This window comes from Scandinavium manionii, assembly GCF_024764775.1.
Classification (GTDB): Bacteria; Pseudomonadota; Gammaproteobacteria; order Enterobacterales; family Enterobacteriaceae; genus Scandinavium; species Scandinavium manionii.
The window spans coordinates 54,388-79,462 of record NZ_JALIGC010000028.1; the positions used below are offsets into that span (position 1 = coordinate 54,388).

Genomic DNA, 25,075 nt, shown 5'->3' on the forward strand with positions numbered 1-25,075 from the left:
GTTATTTCTGCGTGGATGGAGTCAATGATGCAGTTCTCTAAAATGCACGGCCTGGGCAACGATTTCATGGTCGTCGATGCGGTAACGCAGAATGTGTTCTTTTCTCCGGAGCTGATCCGCCGCCTGGCCGATCGGCATCTTGGCGTTGGCTTCGATCAGCTGCTGGTCGTTGAGCCACCGTACGATCCCGATCTCGACTTCCACTACCGCATCTTTAACGCCGACGGCAGTGAAGTGTCTCAGTGCGGCAATGGCGCGCGCTGCTTTGCGCGCTTTGTACGCCTTAAAGGCCTGACCAACAAACGTGACATCCGCGTCAGTACCGCCAACGGCCGTATGGTATTAACCGTAACGGATGACGACCTGGTGCGGGTGAACATGGGCGAGCCTAACTTCGAGCCTTCTCAGGTCCCGTTCCGCGCCAACAAAGCGGAAAAGACCTATATTATGCGTGCGTCTGAACAGACAGTATTGTGCGGCGTAGTCTCAATGGGCAATCCGCACTGCGTCATTCAGGTCGATGATGTCGACACCGCTGCGGTGGAAACATTAGGCCCAATGATGGAAAGCCATGAGCGTTTTCCTGAGCGTGCCAATATCGGTTTTATGCAGGTGGTGAAGAACGATCACATTCGCTTGCGTGTCTTTGAGCGCGGCGCAGGTGAAACGCAGGCCTGCGGGAGCGGAGCCTGTGCGGCGGTGGCCGTCGGCATTCAGCAAGGTTTGCTGGCCGAAGAGGTACGCGTGGAATTGCCAGGCGGGCGGCTCGATATCGCCTGGAAAGGACCGGGTCAACCGTTGTTTATGACTGGCCCGGCGGCACACGTCTACGACGGATTTATTCATTTATGAAACCAATCGGGGAAGAACAGCAGGCTGAACTCAACACGCTCGACGATCGGGCGGTAGTCGACTATCTGCTGCAACATCCTGAGTTTTTCATTCGCAACGCTCCGGCGGTGGAAGGGATGCGCGTGCCGCATCCGGTTCGCGGCACGGTGTCGCTGGTCGAATGGCACATGGCGCGCGCCAGAAATCACATCAACGCGCTGGAAGAGAACATGACGCTGCTGGTGGAGCAGGCATCGGCGAACGAAAGCCTGTTTTATCGTCTGCTGCATCTGCAAACGCGTTTAGCCGCGGCTGAAAGCCTCGACGATATGCTCAATCGCTTTCACCGTTGGGCGCGCGATTTGGGCCTGGCGGGTGCTACGGTACGTCTGTTTGCCGACCGCTGGCGTATTGGCGCGCCGTCTAAGTTCACTCAGTTAGCGCTCTCGCGTCAGTCTTTTGAATCCATCCGCATTCAGCGTCTCGGCCATGAGCGCCACTATCTTGGCTCATTGAATGGCCCGGAACTGCTGGTGATGATGCCGGATGCCAAAGCGATTGGCTCGGTAGCGATGTCGATGCTCGGCAGCGACGGTGATCTCGGCGTGGTGCTGTTCAGCAGCCGCGACGCGCACCATTATCAGGCCGGTCAAGGAACGCACCTCTTGCAGGAAATTTCCCTGCTGCTGCCTGGCCTGTTGGAGCGTTGGGTCGAGCGCGTATGACGCCTTCCCCGCTCTTTGAACCGACCGAACGCTTCCTGCGTTATCTCGGCGTTGAACGCCAGCTCAGTCCGATAACTCTGCTCAACTATCGGCGTCAGCTTGATGCCATCATCGCTATCGCCGAAGACAGCGGTGTGAAAAACTGGCAACAGTGTGACGCGGCAATAGTGCGTAGTTTTGCGGTTCGCAGCCGTCGCAAAGGGCTTGGTCCGGCGAGTCTGGCGCTACGGTTGTCGGCCCTGCGTAGCTTTTTCGACTGGCTGGTGAGCCAGGGTGAGCTGCAGGCCAATCCGGCGAAAGCCGTCTCCGCGCCGAAAGCCCCGCGCCATCTGCCAAAAAATATTGATGTGGATGACGTCAATCGTCTGCTGGATATCGATCTCAACGATCCGCTGGCCGTGCGTGACCGGGCAATGCTCGAAGTGATGTACGGCGCGGGCCTGCGTTTATCAGAGTTGGTGGGTCTCAACATCAAGCATCTTGACCTGGAATCAGGTGAAGTGTGGGTGATGGGGAAAGGCAGCAAAGAGCGCCGCCTGCCGATTGGCCGCAACGCCGCGCACTGGATTGAGCACTGGCTCGATTTACGCGGGCTGTTCGGTAGTGAGGAAGACGCGTTATTTTTGTCGAAGCTCGGCAAACGAATCTCCGCGCGCAATGTGCAAAAGCGCTTTGCGGAGTGGGGCATTAAGCAAGGGCTGAACAGCCATGTCAATCCGCACAAGCTGCGCCACTCGTTCGCGACCCACATGCTGGAATCGAGCGGGGATTTGCGCGGCGTGCAGGAACTGCTTGGCCACGCGAATCTTTCCACCACGCAAATCTATACCCATCTTGATTTTCAACACCTTGCCTCGGTGTACGACAAGGCACACCCACGCGCCAAACGGGGGAAATAATGCGTTTTTACCGTCCACTGGGCCAGATTTCGGCCCTGACCTTTGACCTCGATGACACCCTTTACGACAACCGTCTGGTTATCCGCCGCACGGAAAAAGAGTCGCTGGCGTTTGTCCGCGGTTACCATCCGGCGTTACAGGCGCTGGAAAGCAGTGATTTCCATCAGCTTCGACAGGCGCTGCGCCAGGCTGAGCCCGAGATTTATCACGACGTGACCGAATGGCGTCGTCGTGCGGTTGAGCTGGCGATGCTGAATGCCGGTCTGTCGGTGAGAGACGCCACGATTGGCGCCAACGCCGCGATGGCGAATTTCGCCCACTGGCGCAGTGCGATCGACGTGCCGCAGGAAACCCACGACACCCTCGCGAAGCTGGCTGAAAAATGGCCTCTGGTGGCGATAACCAACGGTAACGCACAGCCGGAATTGTTCGGCCTGAATGACTATTTTACGTTTGTGCTGCGCGCAGGCCCCGACGGGCGTTCCAAGCCATTCAGTGATATGTACCATCTGGCGGCAGAGCGTCTGGATGTTCCGCTTGAACAAATCCTGCACGTGGGCGATGACCTGACGACCGACGTTGCGGGCGCGATCCGCTGTGGTGTGCAGGCCTGCTGGATAAACCTGCTCGACGGTGACCTGATGCAAATCGCCGACAGCCGCCTGTTACCTCACATCGAAATTTCGCGGTTGGCATCCCTCACCACGCTGATATAATCATCAGAAGTTCTGTATAAAATTCCAGGGTTTTTGGCGGGTGCGCGATGCTTATCCGCCCTACGATCATGTAGGCCCGGCAAGCGAAGCGCCACCGGGCGTTTCGACGTTTTCTCAATTTCTACCCGGCGGTGCCAATGGACGTTTCTTACCTGCTCGACAGCCTCAATGACAAACAGCGTGAAGCCGTGGCGGCGTCGCGCACCAACATGCTGGTGCTGGCTGGGGCAGGAAGCGGCAAAACGCGCGTGCTGGTGCACCGTATCGCGTGGCTTATCAGCGTTGAACACAGTTCGCCGTATTCGATTATGGCGGTGACTTTTACCAACAAAGCGGCGGCGGAAATGCGCCACCGTATTGGTCAGCTGATGGGCACTTCCCAGGGCGGCATGTGGGTCGGTACGTTCCACGGCCTGGCGCACCGCTTGCTGCGCGCGCACCATCTGGACGCCAGTCTGCCGCAGGATTTCCAGATCCTCGACAGCGAAGATCAACTGCGCCTGCTGAAACGTTTGATCAAGGCCATGAACCTCGACGAGAAGCAGTGGCCGCCGCGTCAGGCGATGTGGTACATCAACGGCCAGAAAGATGAAGGGCTGCGCCCGCATCATATTCAAAGCTACGGCAATCCGGTGGAGCAAACCTGGCAGAAGGTCTATCAGGCCTATCAGGAAGCCTGCGACCGCGCGGGTCTGGTTGATTTTGCCGAGCTGCTGCTGCGTGCCCACGAGCTATGGCTCAACAAGCCGCATATTTTGCAGCACTATCGCGAGCGCTTCACCAATATCCTGGTGGACGAATTCCAGGATACCAACAACATTCAGTACGCGTGGATCCGCATGCTGGCGGGCGACACGGGCAAAGTGATGATCGTCGGCGATGATGACCAGTCGATCTACGGCTGGCGCGGCGCGCAGGTCGAAAACATCCAACGTTTCCTGAAAGATTTCCCCGGCGCTGAGACCATCCGTCTGGAGCAAAATTACCGCTCGACCAACAATATTCTTAGCGCGGCGAACGCCCTGATTGAGAACAATGACGGCCGTCTGGGCAAAAAGCTGTGGACCGATGGCGTCGACGGCGAACCGATTTCACTGTACTGCGCGTTCAACGAGCTGGATGAAGCCCGCTTCGTTGTGAGTCGAATCAAAGCCTGGCAGGACAACGGGGGCCAACTTGAGCAGTGCGCCATTCTTTACCGCAGCAACGCCCAGTCGCGCGTGCTGGAAGAAGCGTTGTTGCAGGTTAGTATGCCGTACCGTATTTATGGTGGGATGCGCTTCTTCGAACGTCTGGAGATCAAAGATGCGCTGGCCTATCTGCGCCTGATTGCCAACCGCAATGACGATGCAGCATTTGAGCGCGTGGTGAATACCCCGACGCGCGGCATTGGCGATCGCACTCTCGACGTGGTGCGTCAGGCCTCCCGCGACCGGCAGCTGACGCTATGGCAGGCGTGTCGTGAATTGCTGAAAGATAAAGCCCTTGCCGGACGTGCGGCCAGCGCGTTACAGCGCTTTATGGAGCTTATCGACGCACTGGCACAGGAAACCGCCGATATGCCGCTGCATGTGCAGACTGACCGGGTGATTAAAGATTCCGGCCTGTTCATGATGTATAAGCAGGAGAAAGGCGAAAAAGGCCAGACGCGTATCGAGAACTTAGAGGAACTGGTCACGGCGACGCGCCAGTTCAGCTACAACGACGAAGAAGAAGATTTGATGCCGTTACAGGCGTTCCTGTCCCACGCAGCGCTGGAAGCGGGCGAAGGGCAGGCCGACACCTGGCAGGATGCGGTTCAGCTGATGACGCTGCACTCGGCGAAAGGCCTGGAGTTCCCGCAGGTGTTTATCGTCGGGATGGAAGAAGGCATGTTCCCGAGTCAGATGTCGCTGGATGAAGGCGGGCGTCTGGAAGAAGAGCGCCGCCTGGCGTACGTCGGCGTAACCCGTGCGATGCAAAAGTTGACGCTGACCTACGCTGAAACCCGTCGTTTATACGGTAAAGAGGTGTATCACCGTCCGTCGCGTTTTGTCGGTGAACTGCCGGAGGCGTGCGTGGAAGAAGTACGTCTGCGTGCGACCATCAGCCGCCCGGTCAACCATCAGCGGATGGGCACGCCGATGGCGGAAAACGACACCGGATACAAGCTGGGCCAGCGCGTGCGTCACCCGAAATTTGGCGAAGGTACCATCGTAAACCTGGAAGGCAGTGGTGAACACAGCCGTTTGCAGGTGGCGTTTCAGGGTCAGGGCATCAAATGGCTGGTGGCAGCTTACGCGCGTCTCGAAAATGCGTAACATTAAGAAATACATCATATTTTCTTAACGTTCTGCTAGTCTTATACGCCAGAGAGGTGGAAAAACTCTCTGGCGCTTCGCTGTGTGTTGACGCTTCATTTAGGCTGGCGTAACATGCGCGCACGAATACGCTAAGAGGACTGATACCTTGGACACACCCAGTAGATGCTGGCTCAACTTCCTGCAACCCAGGAACAACTCCTAAGGCTATCACCCGACGCTGATGGCCTTAGAGGTTGTCGGCGACATGCAATATTCCCGTCGCAATGAGTCAGGCTTAATGGTCTGAAACCCCCGATGTTTCTGTGTGCCCACCGTACTGTCCGATAATTTTTTGCATTGGGAGTCCCGGTCATGCTGAGCGCATTTCAACTGGAAAACAACCGCTTAACGCGCCTTGAGTCTGACGACATCAAGCACCTTGCCACGTCGGTTTGGGTCGATTTGGTCGAGCCAGATGACGAAGAGCGTAATCGCGTACAGACGGAGCTGGGTCAGAATCTGGCTACGCGGCCTGAACTGGAAGACATCGAGGCCTCGGCCCGTTTCTTCGAAGACGAAGACGGGCTGCACATCCACTCCTTCTTCTTTTATGAAGATGCCGACGATCACGCCGGTAACTCCACTGTGGCGTTTACCATCCGCGAAGGGCGTCTGTTCACGCTGCGCGAACGCGAACTGCCTGCGTTTCGCCTGTATCGAATGCGTGCCCGCAGCCAGGAAATGGTCGATGGCAATGCGTTTGAGCTGCTGCTTGACCTGTTCGAAACCAAAATCGAACAGCTGGCGGATGAAATTGAAAACATCTACAGCGACCTGGAAAAGCTGAGCCGCGTGATCATGGAAGGTCATCAGGGCGACGAATACGATGAAGCGCTCTCCACGCTGGCGGAGCTGGAAGATATCGGCTGGAAAGTGCGTTTGTGTCTGATGGATACCCAGCGCGCATTGAACTTCCTCGTCCGTAAAGCGCGCTTACCGGCGGTGCAGCTGGAGCAGGCGCGTGAGATCCTGCGAGATATCGAATCCCTGTTACCGCACAATGAATCGCTGTTCCAGAAGGTGAACTTCCTGATGCAGGCGGCGATGGGCTTTATCAACATCGAGCAGAACCGCATCATCAAGATCTTCTCGGTGGTCTCCGTGGTGTTCCTGCCGCCGACGCTGGTGGCCTCAAGCTACGGGATGAACTTCGAGTTTATGCCAGAGCTGCACTGGAGCTTCGGCTATCCGGGGGCGATTGTGTTTATGATCCTCGCGGGCCTCGCGCCGTATCTCTACTTCAAGCGCAAGAACTGGCTTTAAGTATCACGTCATAATCGCGGCGGCTTGCGGGACTGAAGCCGCCGATCAGCAATGGTGCGGTAATCTCTGCTTCATCGGCAATCTCCCGTAATGCCTCGCGCAACGCATTCAGCGTTTGTGCCGACGTATGGCGCGAGGTAATCAGCGGGAGTCCCGGGGTTAACGGCGTTTCGCCTACCACCGTCAGGCCCGTCAACGCTTGTGGCTGATAGCGTGCAAACAATGCCAGGCTTACGCAGTCGATGGCGGCGATATCCGCGGTTCCATTTTGCAGCGCATTCAGCGACTGGCGATGGCTCCCGGTCCAGACAATGGATCTGAAAAACGTGTCGTCGTGACCCGCGCTATTGCGTAGAGCATGATAGCCTGACTGCGATTCCGGCGAATTGCAGGCGGCGACCTGACCACGAAAATCATGCAGCCTTTTGCCCGCTTCAGTCTGACGAGCGACCAGCCGACTGCGATAGTTCCGACCTTCGCAGCCTGGCGCGGTGTAGTGGAGACAGCCGACCACCTGAACATCATCCAGGGCGGTCATCAGCGGATAGCCGCAGGTTTGACTCAGCAACAGGTTGTCGTCCTGCCAGTGGGAAAGTAAATCCTCAGGGCGCTGGAAGCGGGCATCGGGAAAGCGCCGTAGCACGGCGGCCGCCAGTGTATCCGTTGCCGCAGGGTTCACGTCATACATCGGAAATGCGATGTTACCGGTCATGCTGAATCTCCTCTGGGCCACCGGGATGCACGGTCACATCCACCGGGCGAAAACGGTACTTTCGCCACCATTCCCGATAGCCTTTGACCACAAATCCTTGATTACGCTGCGCGTAGTGCGTTTTGTCGCGCAACCACACTTTACGCAAGCCGTACCACGGCACGCCGGGCAAATCATGATGAACCGAATGATAGTTCAGATTGAGAAACAGCAAACGCCACGGCAGTGAGGTTTCAGTGATCGCGGAGCGGGCCAGCGGATCGTCAGCGGCCCGATGTTCGAGGAACGAGCGTATTTTGGTGCAGCCTAGCGCCGGATAACTCACCGCCAGCAGATACCACAACGCCGAAAATTCCTGATGCTGCAGCCAGCCGAACACCAGCCCCAGCAAAGTGAAATGCACCAGCCACATCGCTACTGCCCGGCGCTCTCCCAGGCGAAACGATTTCATCATGCCTTCAAACACGCCTGCAATATCCAGCAGCGGCGCCAGCAGCAGTCGGCCAATAAACGTGTTACGCAGATGGATCACCCGCTGCTGCCAACCGCTAAAACGTTGCCAGCGCTCTGCGGAGAAATAGTAGGTCTCCGGATCTTCGCCCGGCACTGTCAACAGCTGATTATGGTGGTGCGCCAGGTGCGAATCACGATACAACCCGTACGGATACCACACTGCCAGCGGCAGCAGGCCGAACAGCTGATTGACGCGCGGCCAGCGTGTCGGATGCCCGTGAATAAGCTCATGCTGGAGCGACAGATACCAGGTGGTGAACAGAACCAGCAGCGCCGTGGAGGCAAAAAGTCCCAGCTCAGCGCGAAACGCCAGCGTGGTAAACCAGCCGCCGTAAATCGTAAACATCAACAGCCAGGTCGGCAGTTCGCTGCGCCACAGCCAGCTTCTGGCGAACAGGCGCACCGCGCTGCGCTGTTCATCGTGCAGCCAGGCAGAACGTCGGGCGGGGTCGGGAATTAGCATCCGGCTTCCACATCTCTAAGAGGTTATCTGCAAAAGATGTGAGAAGCCGGTTGAAATAACAAAGAATTTAACTGGATGAGCTTTGCCGTTTTCTGGCAAAGCGTATGGGATCAGCTTTTTGGCGTACGGCGCAGGGTATAAAGCGCATCGATAACAAACACCGCCAGCGCGACCCAAATAAACGCAAAAGTGACCATTTTATCCGCGCCCGGGGTTTCACCGTAAAACATCACCGCCAGAATGAACATGAGCGTAGGGCCGATGTACTGGAAGAAACCCAGCGTCGATAGCCGCAGTTTGGTGGCGGCACCCGTGAAGCACAGCAGTGGAATAGTGGTGACCACGCCTGCCGCCATCAGCAGCAGGTTCAGCGACCACGGGTTTTGCCCCATATGGCTGGTAGCGCTGTCGGCGATGCCGAACAGATAAATGGCCGCCACGGGCAGTAACCACAGAGTTTCCACCAGCATGCCTGTTTGGGCATCGACGGCAATTTTCTTACGCACCAGGCCGTAAAACGCAAAGCTGAACGCCAGCCCCAGCGCGATAATCGGCAGCGAACCAAAGGTCCAGAGCTGCACCAGCACGCCGCAGGTCGCGAGGAAAACCGCCACCCATTGCATCCGACGGAAGCGTTCCCCGAGGAAAATCATCCCCAGCACGATATTCACCAGCGGGTTAATGAAATAACCGAGACTGGCTTCCAGCATGTGCTGATTATTCACCGCCCAGATAAACAGCAGCCAGTTGCCGCCAATCAATACGGCGGAGAGGGCCAGCAAGAAGATTTTCTTCGGCGTCTGGCACAGGCGTTTGATACCGCTCCACTGACGGCTGATGCTGATCAGCGCCACCATAAAGAAGAATGACCAGATAATACGGTGGGTGAGAATTTCATCGGCGGGTACGTAGTAAATGACTTTGAAGTACGCCGGTGCTACGCCCCAAATAAAATAAGCGGCGAGGGCGAGTAAAACCCCTTGCCGCGTTTGTTTAGCATCCATGGGAAAATCCGTTACATAAAAGTAAGGGGATGTTACCCGATTTTAACGGTTAACCCACCATATAAGTGGCGGTCGCGCTGGCGATATAAACCTGCTCTTCGTTGTGCAATTCGACGCGCGCGACGGCCACTTTATTGCCCGCGCGCAGTAGGCTGCTGGTGGCGGTAAAGCGGTTGCCCCGGCCCGGACGCAGGTAGTCCACGCGCAAATCGATGGTGCCCATACGCGACAGGCGCTGGCGCAGTTCATCTTCGTTGATGGTGTCGTGGCGGGTGAGTGTACTGCCCACGCAGACCAGGCCTGCGGCGACGTCCAGCGCCGAGGCAATCACCCCGCCGTGAAGAATACTTTGCGCCCAGTTGCCGACCATCATCGGCTGATTGTTAAAGCTGAGCTGAGCGAAGGATTTCTCGTAGCGTTCCAGTTCCAGCCCCAGCGCGCGGTTAAACGGCATGTGATACACAAAGATATCGCCTACCAGTTTTAACGCGGCTTCGGCGGTGAGTTCTGCGGACATAGCAACCTTTCCATTGGTTAATGAAATGTTGATTTTATGCCTATGGTTTGTTGATTTCTACTTTCGGAAACGATAACCGCGCAAGATGGCGATAAATCGGTAGAATGACAGCCGACTGATTATCCAATAATAAATTTTGTTCAGGAGAACTCCCAATGCGAACCAGGCTGGGTTGGTTGCTGGCAGCTACAGGGCTGCCGCTATCCGTTTATGCGCAGGAAGCGACGATTAAGGATGTTCATGATGCGCCCGCCGTACGTGGCAGTATCATCGCTAACATGTTGCAGGAGCATGACAATCCGTTCACGCTCTACCCGTATGAGAGCAACTACGTCATTTACACCGCGACCAGCGACTTGAACAAAGAAGCCATTAAAAGCTACAACTGGTCGGATAATGCGCGTAAGGACGAAGTGAAATTCCAGTTGAGTTTAGCCTTCCCGCTGTGGCGTGGCATTTTGGGCGACAATTCCGTTCTCGGGGCGTCATACACCCAAAAATCCTGGTGGCAGCTCTCCAACACGTCAGAATCAGCTCCGTTCCGAGAAACTAACTATGAACCGCAGCTGTTCCTCGGTTTTGCGACCGACTACCAGTTTGCAGGCTGGACGCTGCGCGACGTCGAATTTGGTTATAACCACGACTCCAACGGCCGCTCCGACCCGACGTCCCGCAGCTGGAACCGTCTTTATACGCGTCTGATGGCGCAAAACGGCAACTGGCTGGTGGAAGTGAAGCCGTGGTATGTGATTGGTGATACTGACGATAACCCGGATATCACCAAGTATATGGGCTACTACCAGCTCAAAATTGGCTACCAACTGGGTGAAGCGATCCTCAGCGCCAAAGGCCAGTACAACTGGAACACCGGTTACGGCGGCGCGGAGCTCGGTCTGAGCTATCCGGTCACCCGACACGTGCGCATTTATACGCAGGTTTACAGCGGTTACGGCGAGTCGCTGATTGATTACAACTTCAATCAGACGCGTGTCGGCGTAGGCGTAATGCTCAACGATCTGTTTTAAACGTTGCACTCTTGCTCTCAGGCGCTGAAAATAGCGCCTGTTTTTATTTCAGAATTGGGGTGAGTGTGGCGCAGGCGGAAGTGATAAATCAGGTATCGCTGGCAAGACAGGTTTTACAGGAAACCTTTGGCTACCAGCAATTCCGCCCGGGTCAGGAAACCATCATCGAGACGGCGCTCGAAGGGCGCGACTGTCTGGTGGTGATGCCGACCGGCGGCGGGAAATCCCTGTGCTATCAGGTCCCCGCGCTGGTTCTCGACGGCCTGACGGTTGTTGTCTCACCACTGATTTCATTAATGAAAGACCAGGTCGATCAGCTGCTTGCCAACGGGGTGTCGGCGGCCTGTCTGAATTCGACGCAGACGCGCGAACAGCAGCAAGAGGTGATGGCGGGCTGTCGTACCGGCAAAATCCGCCTGCTGTATATCGCCCCTGAGCGTCTGATGCTCGACAACTTCCTCGAAAACCTCAGCCACTGGAATCCGGTGATGCTGGCGGTGGATGAAGCGCACTGTATTTCTCAGTGGGGCCACGACTTCCGTCCTGAATATGCCGCGCTGGGCCAGCTGCGCCAGCGTTATCCGACCCTGCCGTTCATGGCGTTAACCGCCACCGCCGATGACACCACCCGTAGCGATATCGTGCGCCTGCTGGGCCTGAACGATCCGTACATCCAGATAAGCAGCTTTGACCGACCGAACATCCGCTACATGCTGATGGAGAAGTTCAAGCCGCTCGATCAGCTGATGCGTTACGTGCAGGACCAGCGCGGAAAATCCGGCATTATTTACTGCAACAGCCGCTCGAAGGTGGAAGACACCGCCGCGCGTCTGCAAAGCCGTGGTATCAGCGCGGGGGCGTATCACGCCGGGCTGGAAAATACCGTGCGAGCCGATGTGCAGGAGCGTTTCCAGCGTGACGACTTGCAAATCGTCGTCGCGACCATTGCCTTTGGTATGGGTATCAACAAGCCCAACGTGCGCTTTGTGGTGCACTTCGACATCCCGCGTAATATCGAATCCTACTATCAGGAAACCGGCCGCGCCGGGCGTGACGGGCTGCCTGCCGAAGCGATGCTGTTTTACGATCCGGCAGACATGGCCTGGCTGCGTCGTTGCCTCGAAGAAAAGCCCCCCGGACAGCTGCTGGATATTGAACGCCACAAGCTCAACGCAATGGGCGCGTTTGCCGAAGCGCAAACCTGCCGTCGTCTGGTGCTGCTGAACTATTTCGGCGAAGGTCGTCAGGAGCCGTGCGGTAACTGCGACGTGTGCCTTGATCCCCCGAAACAATACGATGGCTTACAGGATGCACAGATTGCGCTCTCAACCATTGGACGGGTGAATCAGCGCTTTGGTATGGGCTACGTGGTCGAAGTGATCCGCGGGGCGAATAATCAGCGTATCCGCGAAATGGGCCACGATAAGCTCAAGGTGTATGGCATGGGCCGCGATAAAACCCATGAACACTGGGTGAGCGTTATCCGTCAGCTTATCCACCTGGGGCTGGTGATGCAGAATATCGCGATGCACTCCGCGTTGCAGATGACCGATTCCGCGCGTCCGGTACTGCGTGCCGAAGTGCCGCTGCAGTTAGCCGTGCCGCGCGTGCTGGCGCTCAAACCGCGCGTGGCGCAGAAATCGTACGGCGGAAACTATGACCGTAAGCTGTTTGCCAAACTGCGTAAGCTGCGCAAAGTCATCGCCGACGAAGAAAATATCCCGCCTTATGTGGTGTTTAACGATGCCACGCTGATTGAAATGGCCGAGCAAATGCCGACGTCGCCGGGCGAAATGCTTAGCGTGAATGGCGTGGGCGTACGTAAGCTGGAGCGCTTCGGGCAAGAGTTCCTGGCGCTGATCCGTGCCCATGCTGATGGGGATGATGAGGAGTAGTCAGCCGGGCAAAAAAGTGCCAGGATAATCACTCACTGAATCATTCCCCGCGAGTTTCCTATGTTGATGTTATTTCTCACCGTGGCGTTGGTGCATTTAATTGCACTGATGAGCCCTGGCCCGGATTTTTTCTTCGTGTCGCAAACGGCCGTCAGTCGCTCCCGTAAAGAAGCGATGATGGGCGTGCTCGGCATTACCGCTGGCGTCATGGTCTGGGCGGGTGTCGCCCTGCTGGGTTTGCATCTGCTGCTCGAAAAAATGGCGTGGCTGCACAACATCGTCATGGTCGGCGGCGGTCTGTATCTGTGCTGGATGGGCTATCAGATGCTGCGCGGTGCGCTGAAGAAACGCGAAGCGACCACCGAAACCCCGGAAGTGGAACTGGCGCAGGGGGGTAAAAGTTTCCTGAAAGGGCTGCTGACCAACCTGGCGAACCCGAAAGCCATTATCTATTTCGGCTCGGTGTTCTCACTGTTCGTCGGGGATAACATCGGCGGCGCGGAGCGCTGGGGAATTTTCCTGCTGATTATCGTCGAAACCCTCGCGTGGTTTACGGTGGTGGCGAGTCTGTTTGCGTTGCCGACCATGCGCCGCGGCTACCAGCGCATGGCCAAGTGGATTGACGGCGTGGCCGGAACCCTGTTCGCTGGCTTCGGCATTCACCTGATCATCTCTCGCTAATCAGGCATGGCGTGCTGACGCAAGCAGCGCGCCGACCAGCATAAACAGCGATCCAAATATCTTATTCAGGGCCTTCATCTGACGAGGGCCTTTGATCCAGCCTGCAATTCGCGTCGCCAGTGTCGCATAGCCAATCATCACAATGATATCCACCACGATGGTCGTCACCCCGAGGGTAACGTATTGCATGACCTGCGGCTGATGCGGCATGATAAATTGCGGAAACAGCGCCGCCAGAAAGACGATGCTTTTCGGGTTGGTGAGGTTCACAAAGACCGCGCGTTTAAACAGATGCCCACGGGTTTGCGTCTTCGCGACGGCGTTAAGATCGATAGCGCCTGCGGCGCGCCATTGCTGAATGCCGAGCCAGATGAGATACGCCACCCCCGCCCATTTCAGCACTTCAAACGCCAGCAGCGAACGTGAGAACAACGTCCCCAGACCAACACCCACCAGAACGATATGAATGCCCAGCCCGGTTTGCAGCCCGGCAATCGATGCCGCTGCGCCACGATAGCCGTGGTTGATGGCGGTAGTCATGGTGTTGATGGCCCCGGAACCGGGGGAAAGGCTGAGAATTATGGACGTCAGTAGATAGGCGAACCACCACTCGAAGGTCATGAGACACTCCCTGATTGACTGCTTTTATGCCACAATACGCTATGCCCGTCATACTTCAAGCAGCAGGGGTGGATAGCCGATGTTTCGGCAGAAAATGGACTGGAAAACCAGAGAAAACGGGTTTGCCGCTTTCACGATGGGACCGCTGAATAATTTCTGGCGCCAGCGTGAAGAAGCCGAATTTACAGGCGTGGATAACGTTCCGGTACGCTTTGTCCGCTTTCGCGCCAAAAAACACGATCGGGTGATTGTGGTGTGTCCGGGCCGAATCGAAAGCTACGTGAAGTATGCGGAGCTGGCCTACGATCTGTTCTACAGCGGCTTCGACGTGCTGATTATCGATCACCGTGGGCAAGGGTTGTCCGGGCGGATACTCGATGACAGTCATCGCGGCCACGTGGATAACTTCAGCGATTACGTCGATGACCTGGCCGCTTTCTGGGAACAGGAAGTCTCGCCTGGACCGTGGCGTAAGCGTTATATCCTTGGCCATTCGATGGGTGGCGCGATTTCTACGTTGTTTTTACAGCGAAATCCTAAGCAGTGCGACGCGCTCGCGCTTTGTGCGCCAATGTTCGGTATCATCATGCGATTGCCCGACTGGATGGTGCGGCCAATTCTCGATTTCGCTGAGGGCCATCAGCGCATAAGAGAAAGCTACGCCATGGGAACCGGGCGCTGGCACGCGCTGCCGTTCAGCCTCAATAGCCTGACCCACAGCCGAGAACGTTATCGTCGAAACCTGGGGTTTTACGCCGACAATCCGTATATTCGGGTTGGCGGGCCAACCTACCATTGGGTGCGTGAAGGGGTGATGGCCGGGGAAGAAATCCTGTCCGGTGTGGCGTTGGATGACACCCCGACGCTACTGATTCAGGCTGAAGAAGAAAAGGTCGTGGATAACCGTATGCACGACCGCTATTGCGCACTCCGCGCCGCGGCGGGCAAGCCTTGTGAAGGCGTGAATCCGCTTGTCATACCCGGTGCTTATCATGAGATCCTTTTCGAAAAGGACGATATGCGCTCAGTCGCGCTCGAGACCATCGTCGAGTTTTATGATCGACATAATTAATCCGGCGCTCGCGCCGCTCTTACCAGAGGTTTAATTCGTTTATGTACCAGGTTGTTGCGTCTGATTTAGATGGTACGCTGCTCAATCCCGACCATCGTCTGTCCCCCTACACCAAAGAAACGCTGACCCTGCTGACCGAAAAAGGGGTGAACTTCGTTTTTGCGACTGGCCGCCACCACATTGATGTTGGGCAGATCCGCGATGGCCTGGGCATCAAGGCATTTATGATCACCTCCAACGGTGCTCGCGTTCATGATACCGACGGCAATCTGGTGTTTGCCCATAACCTCGATAGCGATATCGCCTCTGACCTGTTTGGTGTGGTGAATAACAATCCGGATATCGTGACCAACGTGTATCGCAACGACGAATGGTTCATGAACCGCCATCGCCCGGAAGAGATGCGTTTCTTCAAGGAAGCGATTTTCAACTATTCGCTGTATGAACCGGGCCTGCTGGAAGCCGAAGGCGTCAGCAAAGTGTTCTTCACCTCTCCGGATCATGACGTGCTGCTGCCGTTAGAGCAGGCGATCAACGCCCGTTGGGGCGATCGCGTCAATGTGAGTTTCTCGACCCTGACCTGCCTGGAAGTGATGGCGGGCGGCGTCTCAAAAGGGCACGCGCTGGAAGCGGTCGCCAAAATGATGGGTTACGGTCTGCCGGACTGCATCGCGTTTGGCGACGGCATGAACGATGCCGAAATGCTCTCCATGGCGGGGAAAGGCTGCATCATGGATAACGCGCATCAGCGTCTGAAAGATTTGCATCCTGAACTGGAAGTGATTGGTTCGAACGTGGATGACGCGGTACCGCATTATCTGCGTCGGCTGTATCTCAATCAGGCGTAACGCAACGCGATTCGCTCCAGTGTATAAAAGCCCTGCTTGTCAGGGCTTTACTGTATAACCAGCCCTGCGCGTATTTCACACCATGCGATTGCAGCCACGCGGCCTGCGCCTGCGTTTCAACCCCTTCTGCCAGCGGCTCCAGCGACAGTGACTGCGCCAGCGCGATAATCTGCGGCAACAGGCTTTTGCCCGGTAAAGGGTCGACCAGCGTTTTATCAATTTTCAGCATGTCGAAGGTTATCTCCTGAAGATAATTCAGGTTGGCGTAGCCGCTGCCGAAATCGTCCAGATAAATGGCATGCCCCGCCTGGCGATAGTGCTCAACCCGTGGCGCAATAGCCTGGGGATCAACCATGCTGCTTTCGGTCATTTCAAGCGTGATTTGCTGCGGGAGAACCCCGTAGCCACGACACATCATCGCCAGGTACTCGAGCAGATCGGTGGATTGCAGGTCGTCGGGTTCAACATTGATGGAAACATACTGACCCGGATTCTGACGCAGCCATGTGCCGAGATCGTTCAGCACCTGCTCAACCACCCACACCGTCATCGTGCTCAGCAGCTGCGTTTCTCGGGCAAAAGGGATAAAGCTGTCCGGCGCCAGCAGTTTGCCGTCCGGCTGCGGCCAGCGCACCAGCGCTTCAGCGCCCACGACGCAGCCGCTCTCCAGCAGAACGATAGGCTGATACCACATCTCCAGCTGTCGGGTGTGGATAGCTTGTTTCAGCCGCGCTCGTGAGGCGTTCAATTGGTGAAGAATCGAAGGAATTAAACTGCCGTCAGTCACAGGGTCCATCCTGAAAATGCTGCTGATGGGGGAAGAGATTCAGTATTCCCCGAATTCCGTCGCATAACTATCAGTAATGGACTAATTAGAGCTGAGAAATAGCTGCTGTGAAATGTGAGTGTTCTTTATTTGTCCAGTTGTCAACCGAATACTCCGCTACAATGCCCGCAAACTATCCTGAGAGAGTCTCATCGTGGCGTTACTGATTATCACCACCGTTCTGTGGGCATTTTCCTTTAGCCTGATTGGCGAGTACCTGGCGGGGAGCGTCGACAGCTATTTCTCCGTGCTGATTCGCGTGGGCCTGGCGGCGCTGGTGTTCCTGCCATTCCTGCGGGCACGCTCGCAATCGTTGAAAGTCCTGCTGATGTACATGCTGGTGGGCGCGATGCAGCTTGGCATCATGTACCTGCTGGCGTTCCGCGCGTATCTCTACCTGACCGTGTCCGAATTTCTGCTGTTTACGGTGCTGACGCCGCTGTACATCACCCTGATTTACGACCTGATGAGCAAGCGTAAGCTGCGCTGGGGCTATCTGTTGAGTGCCATGCTGGCAGTGATTGGCGCGGCGATCATCCGCTATGACCACGTCAGCACGCATTTCTGGACAGGGCTGCTGTTGGTGCAGCTGTCGAATATCTGCTTTGCTATCGGGATGGTCGGCTACAAGCGCTTAATGGAAATCCACCCGATGCCGCAGCACAACGCCTTTGCCTGGTTTTATCTTGGCGCATTCATCGTGGCGCTGGTAGCGTGGTTCATGCTCGGGAATCCGAACAAGCTGCCGACGACCACGCTGCAATGGGGCATTCTGGTGTGGCTCGGCGTGGTGGCTTCAGGGCTGGGCTACTTCATGTGGAACTACGGTGCTACGCAGGTGGACGCCGGTACGCTTGGGATCATGAATAACATGCATGTGCCTGCCGGGCTGCTGGTGAACCTGGCTATCTGGCAACAGCAGCCGCACTGGCCGAGCTTTATTACAGGTGCGTTGGTGATTGTGGCTTCGCTGTGGGTCCATCGCCATTGGGTCGCTCCGCGCTCCGGACAAACGGCAAATGATCGCAAGCGTGATTCCGCGTTGAGCGAATAAACGCTTCGGTGACCGGCTGGCGCTGCTCGCCATCGCGCACGGCAGCGTACAGTCGGCTCCACAGACCTTCGCCCAGGGTTTTGGTCACTACCAGACCCTGGCGTTCAAAACTCTCCACCACCCAATGCGGCAGGGCAGCAATGCCCATTTTCGCTGCAACCATCTGAATCAATAACAGCGTGTTATCCACGCTTTTCAGCGACGGGCTCACGCCGGCGGGCTGTAAAAAATGACGCCAGATATCAAGCCGGCTGCGCTGCACCGGATAAATCAACAGCGATTCGCTGGCGATGTCTTCCGGTGTGATGCGGGCTTTCACCGCCAGCGGATGGTCGGGTGCCAGCACCAGTCGCACTTCATAATCAAACATCGGCGAATAATGCAGACCGCTGCGCGGCAGAATGTCTGAGGTCAGCACGATATCCAGCTCGCCCTGCTGCAACGCAGGCTGCGGGTCGAACGTCACCCCCGATTTGAAATCCATCTCCACCTGCGGCCAGCTCAAACGGAAGTTTTCCAGCGCGGGCGTCAGCCACTGAATACAGCTATGGCACTCAATGGCTATCCGCAGCGTGGTCTGCTGCGGTTCATTGCAGGCCTGTAGCGCACGGCTAATCTGCGGCAGGACCTGATTAGCAAGCTGCAGCAGAATTTCGCCCTGCGGGGTAAAGCGCAGCGGCTGACTCTTACGGACAAATAGCCGGAAGCCAAGGCGCTGTTCCAGATCGCTGAATTGGTGAGAAAGCGCGGATTGCGTCTGGTGCAACATGGCTGCCGCTGCTGCGAGCGATCCACTATTTCGCAACGCCTGTAGCGTTTTCAGGTGTTTAATCTCGATCATGAAAGTCCTTCACTTCGGCATGAATAAATTGCGCTTGAGGATCATACAGTACCTGCCAATTATAGATGTGTAAACATCCAGACGTCTAAATCCTTCGTCTTTTAAATTTATGGTGCGTTGGCTGCGTTTACTCACCCCGGTCACTTACTTATGTAAGCTCACGGGGATGAGCAAACTTGCCGCCTTCCCTAAATTCAAAATCCATAGGATTGACCATTAATAAAAGAGGAACGGCCATGACAATTAAGAACCACACTCTGGGATTCCCTCGCGTCGGCCTTCGCCGTGAGCTGAAGAAAGCGCAAGAAAGCTACTGGGCGGGCAATTCCAGCCGTGAAGAACTGCTGGCGACCGGACGCGAATTGCGCTCCCGTCACTGGCAACAGCAGAAGGACGCTGGCGTGGATCTGCTGCCAGTGGGCGATTTCGCCTGGTACGACCATGTTCTGACCACTAGCCTGCTGCTGGGCAATGTGCCGGCTCGTCATCAGAACAAAGACGGCTCAGTGGATATCGATACGCTGTTCCGCATCAGTCGCGGTCGGGCGCCCACCGGCGAACCTGCGGCGGCGGCAGAAATGACCAAATGGTTTAACACCAACTATCACTACATGGTGCCGGAGTTCAGTCAAGGGCAGGAATTCAAATTGACATGGACCCAGTTGCTGGATGAGGTGGACGAAGCGCTGGCGCTGGGCCACAACGTGAAACCGGTGCTGCTTGGCCCGGTGACGTATCTATGGCTGGGCAAAGTGAAGGGTGAGCAGTTCGACCGTCTGAGCCTGCTGAACGATATCCTGCCGGTCTACCAGCAGGTGCTGGCGGAGCTGGCCAAACGTGGCGTCGAGTGGGTACAAATCGACGAACCGATTCTGGTGCTGGAGCTGCCGCGTCCGTGGCTCGATGCGTTCCAACCCGCTTACGATGCGCTCCAGGGGAACACTAAGCTGCTGCTGACCACTTATTTCGAAGGCGTGACGCCGAACCTGAATACCATTACCGCGCTGCCGGTGCAGGGTCTGCATGTCGATCTGGTACACGGTAAAGATGACGTCGCCGAACTGCACAACCGCCTGCCAGCCGAATGGCTGCTGTCTGCGGGTCTGGTGAATGGCCGTAACGTCTGGCGGGCCGATCTCACAGAGAAATACGCACAAGTTAAAGACATCGTCGGCAAACGTGCGCTGTGGGTGGCTTCTTCCTGCTCGCTGCTGCACAGCCCAATCGACCTGAGCGTAGAAACGCGTCTCGATGTGGAAGTAAAAAGCTGGTTCGCCTTCGCGTTGCAAAAGTGTGAAGAGCTGGCGCTGCTGCGTGATGCGCTCAACAGCGGCGACACCGCAGCCATTGCAGAATGGAGCGCGCCGATTCAGGCTCGCCGTCACTCAAGCCGTGTACACAATGCCGCGGTAGAAAAACGCCTGGCAGCCATTACCGCTCAGGACAGCCAGCGCAGCCGGCCTTACGCTGAGCGTGCTGAAGCCCAGCGGGCGCGTTTCAATCTGCCAGCGTGGCCGACTACTACCATCGGCTCTTTCCCGCAGACTACTGAAATTCGCGGCCTGCGCCTCGACTTCAAAAAAGGCGCACTGGATGCCAACAACTACCGCACCGGTATAGCCGAACACATCAAACAGGCGATTGTTGAGCAGGAACGTCTCGGTCTGGACGTACTGGTGCACGGCGAAGCCGAACGTAATGACATGGTGGAATACTTCGGCGAGCATCTGGATGGTTTTGTTTTCACCCAGAACGGCTGGGTGCAGAGCTACGGTTCCCGCTGCGTGAAGCCGCCGGTAGTGATTGGCGACATCAGCCGTCCGGAAGCGATCACCGTTGAGTGGGCGAAATACGCGCAGTCTCTGACCGACAAACCGGTGAAAGGCATGCTGACCGGCCCAGTGACAATTCTGTGCTGGTCGTTCCCGCGTGAAGACGTGACCCGTGAAACCATCGCCAAACAGATTGCCCTGGCTCTGCGTGACGAAGTGGCAGATCTGGAAGCTGCGGGGATCGGCATCATCCAGATTGACGAACCGGCGCTGCGTGAAGGGCTACCGCTGCGTCAAAGCGACTGGGAAGCATACCTGGCGTGGGGCGTGGAAGCGTTCCGCATTAACGCCGCAGTAGCGAAAGATGAAACGCAGATCCATACCCACATGTGTTACTGCGAGTTCAACGACATCATGGATTCCATCGCCGCGCTGGATGCTGACGTTATCACCATCGAAACCTCGCGTTCAGATATGGAGTTGCTGGAGTCGTTCGAAGAGTTCGAATATCCGAACGAAATCGGACCGGGCGTGTATGACATTCACTCCCCGAACGTGCCAAGCGTTGAGTGGATTGAAGCGCTGCTGAAAAAAGCCGCCCAGCGCATTCCGGCTGAACGCCTGTGGGTCAACCCGGATTGTGGCCTGAAAACCCGTGGCTGGCCAGAAACCCGTGCCGCACTGGCGAACATGGTGAAAGCCGCGCAGAATTTGCGTCAGGTTTAAGTGGCGGGCTGCCTGGTGGCGCGTTGCTTACCAGGCCTACAGAATCGATACTTGAGCAGGGCTGTGGGCCCGGCAAGCTTGCGCCGCCGGGCGGTTTTTCTGAAACGTGCTCGTAAAACGGAAAGCAACTCGGATGCAACGCGTAAAACCGCTTTCTTTTTAACCATGCCATTTGCAAGGGGATGGCATTGAGGTCAATCCAACAACCGGGCGTAGGAACCTGTATAAACATAAGTGGGCACAGATTTTTCTGTGTTACAGCAGCGTTGCCGGGCAGTCTGAAAATCGTTATCTCTTCTTCCCGCCGTACTGCGCAAACCACGCCAGCATGCGCTGCCAGCCATCTTTGGCGGATTCTTCGTGATAGCTCGAGCGATAGTCGGCGTTAAATGCGTGCCCGGCATCAGGGTAAACAATAATATCGGCTTTGGCGTTTGCCGCTCGTAACGCCTGACGCATGGTGTCCACGCTCTCTAGCGAAATGCCCGTGTCCTGCCCGCCGTACAGACCCAGCACCGGCGAGGTTAAATCGATAGCGATATCGACTGGATGCTTTGGCGAATTAATCGATTTTTCCCCCACCAGTTTTCCATACCACGCCACCGCTGCTTTCAATTGTGGATTATGCGCCGCGTACAGCCACGCGATACGCCCACCCCAGCAGAAACCGGTGACCAGCAGACGATTGGCGTCACCGCCGTTACGTGAAGCCCAACTGGCAACGTGATCGAGATCGGCCAGCACCTGGGCATCCGGCACTTTCGAGACCAGGCCACTGAACAGCGTGGGGATATCGGCAAAATCATTCGGATCGCCCTGGCGGAAATAGAGCTCTGGCGCAATCGCCAGATAGCCTTCCACGGCCAGACGTCGGCAAATATCGCGAATATGCTCGTGTACGCCGAAAATCTCTTGCACCACAATCACGACCGGCAACGGGCCATCGGCACTTTTCGGGCGAGCGTGAAACGCAGGCATATTTTCACCCTGCGACGGAATAGAGGTTTCACCCGCGATGATGGCATTTTCAGGTGTCAGAATTGAGGTTGAGGCGTGCGGTTCTGCAGCCGGTGCAAAGCCGGGTTGTTTGTTGGTCATGGCATTCTCCGTCCCATCCATTAGCGCAAAGGTAAATATAGCCCGCAGGTTAACAATTCACAGTGCCAGAAAACGGCTATCTTATGTGCAGTGGTTATCGTTATCACTTGTTAATGTGATGTAAATCACTTTTTATAAGAAATTCAATGCAAACTTTTTCGTTCATAGTGACTGATGTCACGAAAATGTGTCCAAGGCTTCGGTAAAGTGCGTTTTTGCTTCTGCTGACAACTCGACCCAGAGAGGAGTTTTTATGTCTAAGTCTGATGTTTTTCATCTCGGCCTCACCAAGAACGATTTACAAGGGGCAACGCTCGCTATCGTCCCGGGCGATCCAGAGCGTGTGGAAAAGATCGCCGCGCTGATGGACAAGCCGGTCAAGCTGGCATCACATCGTGAATTCACCTCCTGGCGTGCAGAGCTGGATGGCAAAGCGGTCATCGTGTGTTCCACCGGTATCGGCGGCCCGTCCACCTCTATCGCGGTTGAAGAACTGGCCCAGCTGGGCATTCGTACTTTCCTGCGCGTGGGCACCACCGGCGCAATTCAGCCAAACATCAGCGTCGGTGATGTGCTGGTGACCACCGCATCCGTACGTCTTGACGGCGCAAGCCTGCATTTCGCACCAATGGAATACCCGGCTGTCGCTGATTTCGCCTGCACCACCGCGCTGGTGGAAGCGGCTAAATCTGTCGGCGCCACGACGCATATCGGTGTGACCGCATCTTCTGACACCTTCTACCCAGGCCAGGAACGTTACGACACCTTCTCCGGCCGCGTCGTTAACCGTTATAAAGGTTCGATGGAAGAGTGGCAGTCGATGGGCGTGATGAACTATGAAATGGAATCCGCCACCCTGCTGACCATGTGTTCCAGCCAGGGCCTGCGCGCGGGCATGGTTGCGGGCGTCATCGTCAACCGCACCCAGCAAGAAATCCCGAACGCGGAAACCATGAAGAAAACCGAAAGCCACGCGGTGAAAATCGTGGTCGAAGCGGCACGCCGCCTGCTGTAATTCCTCTGCTTTATGAAAAGGTCGATGTGTTCGGCCTTTTCTTTTTTGCGTGCATCCTCGCAGGAAAGACCTTTCCAACTGGACGTTTATACAGCACAATTCCATGATGTGCTGGTAAGTCGTTGAGCAGGGGGAAGTAGTGGATATTTCAATCATCATTAGCGCAGTGGCAGCACTGATTGTCGGGGCGGCGTTTGGCTGGTTAGCCAGTAAATCACATGCCGACAGGCTGCGCGCCGATTTCATTGAAGAGCGGCATGAGCTCGACATTGAACTCAACGCGGCGAAGCAACAGCTGGCGCAAAATACCCACTGGCGCGACGAGTGTGAACTGCTGAACAACGAGCTGCGCAGCTTGCGGGAAATTAACACCTCGCTGGAAGCCGATCTGCGTGAAGTCAGCACCCGTCTGGAATCCACACAGCAGCACGCGGAAGACAAAATTCGCCAGATGGTGAACAGCGAGCAGCGCCTGAGCGAGCAGTTTGAAAACCTCGCCAACCGCATTTTCGAGCACAGTAATCGCCGGGTAGACGAACAGAACCGTCAGAGCCTGCACGGTCTGTTGACGCCGCTGCGCGAGCAGCTCGACGGTTTCCGTCGTCAGGTACAGGACAGTTTCGGCAAAGAGGCGCAGGAGCGTCACACCCTGGCCCATGAAATCCGTAATCTTCAGCAGCTGAATGCGCAGATGACCCAGGAAGCGGTAAACCTGACCAAAGCGCTAAAAGGCGATAACAAAACGCAGGGCAACTGGGGTGAAGTGGTGCTCACCCGCGTGCTGGAAGCCTCTGGCCTGCGCGAAGGTCATGAATACCAGACCCAGGTCAGTATCGAAACCGACACTCGCGCCCGCATGCAACCCGATGTGATCGTCCGTCTGCCGCAGGGTAAAGACGTGGTGATCGACGCCAAAATGACCCTTGTGGCCTACGAGCGCTACTTCAACGCTGAAGATGATTACACCCGCGAGGCCGCGCTGCAGGAGCATATTGCCTCGGTGCGCAACCATATTCGCCTGTTGGGCCGCAAAGATTATCAACAGCTACCAGGCCTGCGTTCTCTGGACTACGTGCTGATGTTCATTCCTGTTGAACCCGCATTTTTATTGGCCCTCGACCGACAGCCAGAGCTCATTACCGAAGCGCTGAAAAACAATATTATGCTGGTCAGTCCAACCACGCTGCTGGTGGCCCTGCGCACCATTGCCAATCTCTGGCGCTACGAGCACCAGAGCCGCAATGCCCAGCAGATAGCCGATCGCGCCAGTCGCCTGTACGACAAAATGCGCCTGTTTGTTGATGATATGTCTGCCATCGGGCAGGGGCTGGATAAAGCGCAGGACAACTATCGCCAGGCGATGAAAAAACTCGCCTCCGGGCGCGGAAATCTGCTGGCGCAGGCCGAATCATTCCGTGGTTTAGGCGTTGAGGTGAAACGAGAAATTAACCCCGATTTGGTGGAGCAAGCCACCGGGCAGGAGCAGAATTTTGCCCTCGACGAGAGCCCATCTAATGAGAACGACACGGGCGTTCCGGCCTCTGACGAACCTTCTGAAACTGAGCCTTCTCGCGTATCTCAGCACGGTTGAGGCATAGGGGAAATGCACCCAATCT

At 56.3% G+C, this 25,075-nt stretch carries 24 protein-coding genes; 16 read left to right on the top strand and 8 right to left on the bottom strand.

The window, feature by feature from the left end; all coding sequences use genetic code 11:
* Nucleotides 1–27: 27 nt before the first annotated feature.
* From dapF to corA, 7 genes are all read left to right on the top strand, one after another.
* On the top strand, nt 28–852 hold the full coding sequence (gene dapF / locus MUU51_RS01200; RefSeq protein WP_159776777.1) for a diaminopimelate epimerase: 825 nt from the start codon (nt 28–30) through the stop codon (nt 850–852).
* Nucleotides 849–1,556: a DUF484 domain-containing protein gene (locus MUU51_RS01205; RefSeq protein WP_133462204.1), complete on the top strand. Its 708-nt coding sequence runs from the start codon at nt 849–851 to the stop codon at nt 1,554–1,556. The genes dapF and MUU51_RS01205 overlap by 4 nt, the downstream gene beginning before the upstream one ends.
* Nucleotides 1,553–2,455: a tyrosine recombinase XerC gene (gene xerC / locus MUU51_RS01210; protein WP_258966925.1), complete on the top strand. Its 903-nt coding sequence runs from the start codon at nt 1,553–1,555 to the stop codon at nt 2,453–2,455. The genes MUU51_RS01205 and xerC overlap by 4 nt, the downstream gene beginning before the upstream one ends.
* On the top strand, nt 2,455–3,171 hold the full coding sequence (gene yigB / locus MUU51_RS01215) for a 5-amino-6-(5-phospho-D-ribitylamino)uracil phosphatase YigB (protein WP_159776747.1): 717 nt from the start codon (nt 2,455–2,457) through the stop codon (nt 3,169–3,171). The genes xerC and yigB overlap by 1 nt, the downstream gene beginning before the upstream one ends.
* Nucleotides 3,172–3,308: 137 nt before the next feature.
* Nucleotides 3,309–5,471, top strand: a complete 2,163-nt coding sequence (uvrD, locus tag MUU51_RS01220; RefSeq protein WP_258966926.1) for a DNA helicase II — start codon at nt 3,309–3,311, stop codon at nt 5,469–5,471.
* A gap of 148 nt (nt 5,472–5,619) precedes the next feature.
* Nucleotides 5,620–5,676 (top strand): YsgD/CorL family protein, encoded by a 57-nt coding sequence (gene ysgD / locus MUU51_RS22155; RefSeq protein ID WP_374684476.1) that lies wholly within the window; start codon nt 5,620–5,622, stop codon nt 5,674–5,676.
* Nucleotides 5,677–5,825: 149 nt separating this feature from the next.
* The gene (gene corA / locus MUU51_RS01225; RefSeq protein ID WP_110512112.1) at nt 5,826–6,776 is read left to right on the top strand and encodes a magnesium/cobalt transporter CorA; all 951 of its coding nucleotides are present in this window, start codon (nt 5,826–5,828) and stop codon (nt 6,774–6,776) included.
* On the opposite strand, the gene MUU51_RS01230 is transcribed toward corA, so the two are convergent.
* The 4 genes from MUU51_RS01230 to yigI all read right to left on the bottom strand — a co-directional run bounded on the left by MUU51_RS01230 (nt 6,754) and on the right by yigI (nt 9,985).
* A complete protein-coding gene (locus MUU51_RS01230; protein ID WP_258966927.1) occupies nt 6,754–7,488 on the bottom strand; it encodes a phosphate/phosphite/phosphonate ABC transporter substrate-binding protein in 735 nt (244 codons plus the stop codon). The genes corA and MUU51_RS01230 overlap by 23 nt on opposite strands.
* On the bottom strand, nt 7,478–8,464 hold the full coding sequence (locus MUU51_RS01235; protein ID WP_159776749.1) for a fatty acid desaturase: 987 nt from the start codon (nt 8,462–8,464) through the stop codon (nt 7,478–7,480). The genes MUU51_RS01230 and MUU51_RS01235 overlap by 11 nt, the downstream gene beginning before the upstream one ends.
* Nucleotides 8,465–8,574: 110 nt before the next feature.
* Entirely contained in the window at nt 8,575–9,468 is an 894-nt protein-coding gene (gene rarD / locus MUU51_RS01240) for an EamA family transporter RarD (protein WP_159776750.1), read from the bottom strand.
* A gap of 49 nt (nt 9,469–9,517) precedes the next feature.
* Nucleotides 9,518–9,985, bottom strand: a complete 468-nt coding sequence (yigI, locus tag MUU51_RS01245) for an acyl-CoA thioesterase YigI (RefSeq protein WP_125353410.1) — start codon at nt 9,983–9,985, stop codon at nt 9,518–9,520.
* 155 nt (nt 9,986–10,140) lie between these two features.
* Here yigI and pldA point away from each other — a divergent pair, with 155 nt between their 5' ends.
* The 3 genes from pldA to rhtC all read left to right on the top strand — a co-directional run bounded on the left by pldA (nt 10,141) and on the right by rhtC (nt 13,586).
* Nucleotides 10,141–11,010: a phospholipase A gene (gene pldA, locus MUU51_RS01250; protein ID WP_159776751.1), complete on the top strand. Its 870-nt coding sequence runs from the start codon at nt 10,141–10,143 to the stop codon at nt 11,008–11,010.
* A gap of 65 nt (nt 11,011–11,075) precedes the next feature.
* Nucleotides 11,076–12,905 carry an ATP-dependent DNA helicase RecQ gene (gene recQ / locus MUU51_RS01255; protein WP_258966928.1) on the top strand — a complete coding sequence of 610 codons (1,830 nt, stop codon included), beginning with the start codon at nt 11,076–11,078 and terminating at the stop codon, nt 12,903–12,905.
* A gap of 60 nt (nt 12,906–12,965) precedes the next feature.
* Entirely contained in the window at nt 12,966–13,586 is a 621-nt protein-coding gene (gene rhtC, locus MUU51_RS01260) for a threonine export protein RhtC (RefSeq protein WP_258966929.1), read from the top strand.
* On the opposite strand, the gene rhtB is transcribed toward rhtC, so the two are convergent.
* On the bottom strand, nt 13,587–14,207 hold the full coding sequence (rhtB, locus tag MUU51_RS01265; RefSeq protein WP_159776754.1) for a homoserine/homoserine lactone efflux protein: 621 nt from the start codon (nt 14,205–14,207) through the stop codon (nt 13,587–13,589).
* Between the two features lie 79 nt (nt 14,208–14,286).
* Between rhtB and pldB the strand changes: the two genes are divergently transcribed.
* Entirely contained in the window at nt 14,287–15,279 is a 993-nt protein-coding gene (pldB, locus tag MUU51_RS01270) for a lysophospholipase L2 (protein WP_159776755.1), read from the top strand.
* A 41-nt stretch (nt 15,280–15,320) separates the two neighbouring features.
* Nucleotides 15,321–16,127 (top strand): sugar/pyridoxal phosphate phosphatase YigL, encoded by an 807-nt coding sequence (gene yigL / locus MUU51_RS01275; RefSeq protein WP_159776756.1) that lies wholly within the window; start codon nt 15,321–15,323, stop codon nt 16,125–16,127.
* On the opposite strand, the gene MUU51_RS01280 is transcribed toward yigL, so the two are convergent.
* Nucleotides 16,114–16,914, bottom strand: a complete 801-nt coding sequence (locus MUU51_RS01280; protein WP_258966930.1) for an EAL domain-containing protein — start codon at nt 16,912–16,914, stop codon at nt 16,114–16,116. The two genes, yigL and MUU51_RS01280, sit on opposite strands and share 14 nt — an antisense overlap.
* Before the next feature lie 193 nt (nt 16,915–17,107).
* Here MUU51_RS01280 and MUU51_RS01285 point away from each other — a divergent pair, with 193 nt between their 5' ends.
* Nucleotides 17,108–18,007 carry a carboxylate/amino acid/amine transporter gene (locus MUU51_RS01285; protein ID WP_258966931.1) on the top strand — a complete coding sequence of 300 codons (900 nt, stop codon included), beginning with the start codon at nt 17,108–17,110 and terminating at the stop codon, nt 18,005–18,007.
* On the opposite strand, the gene metR is transcribed toward MUU51_RS01285, so the two are convergent.
* Nucleotides 17,895–18,848 (bottom strand): HTH-type transcriptional regulator MetR, encoded by a 954-nt coding sequence (gene metR / locus MUU51_RS01290; RefSeq protein ID WP_159776759.1) that lies wholly within the window; start codon nt 18,846–18,848, stop codon nt 17,895–17,897. The two genes, MUU51_RS01285 and metR, sit on opposite strands and share 113 nt — an antisense overlap.
* Nucleotides 18,849–19,084: 236 nt before the next feature.
* Here metR and metE point away from each other — a divergent pair, with 236 nt between their 5' ends.
* Entirely contained in the window at nt 19,085–21,346 is a 2,262-nt protein-coding gene (gene metE, locus MUU51_RS01295; RefSeq protein ID WP_159776760.1) for a 5-methyltetrahydropteroyltriglutamate--homocysteine S-methyltransferase, read from the top strand.
* 288 nt (nt 21,347–21,634) lie between these two features.
* On the opposite strand, the gene MUU51_RS01300 is transcribed toward metE, so the two are convergent.
* Entirely contained in the window at nt 21,635–22,444 is an 810-nt protein-coding gene (locus tag MUU51_RS01300; RefSeq protein WP_258966932.1) for a dienelactone hydrolase family protein, read from the bottom strand.
* 253 nt (nt 22,445–22,697) lie between these two features.
* Here MUU51_RS01300 and udp point away from each other — a divergent pair, with 253 nt between their 5' ends.
* Nucleotides 22,698–23,459, top strand: a complete 762-nt coding sequence (gene udp, locus MUU51_RS01305; RefSeq protein WP_159776762.1) for a uridine phosphorylase — start codon at nt 22,698–22,700, stop codon at nt 23,457–23,459.
* Between the two features lie 139 nt (nt 23,460–23,598).
* Complete coding sequence (gene rmuC, locus MUU51_RS01310; protein ID WP_258966933.1) at nt 23,599–25,050, top strand: DNA recombination protein RmuC; 1,452 nt, start codon at nt 23,599–23,601, stop codon at nt 25,048–25,050.
* Nucleotides 25,051–25,075 lie beyond the last annotated feature (25 nt).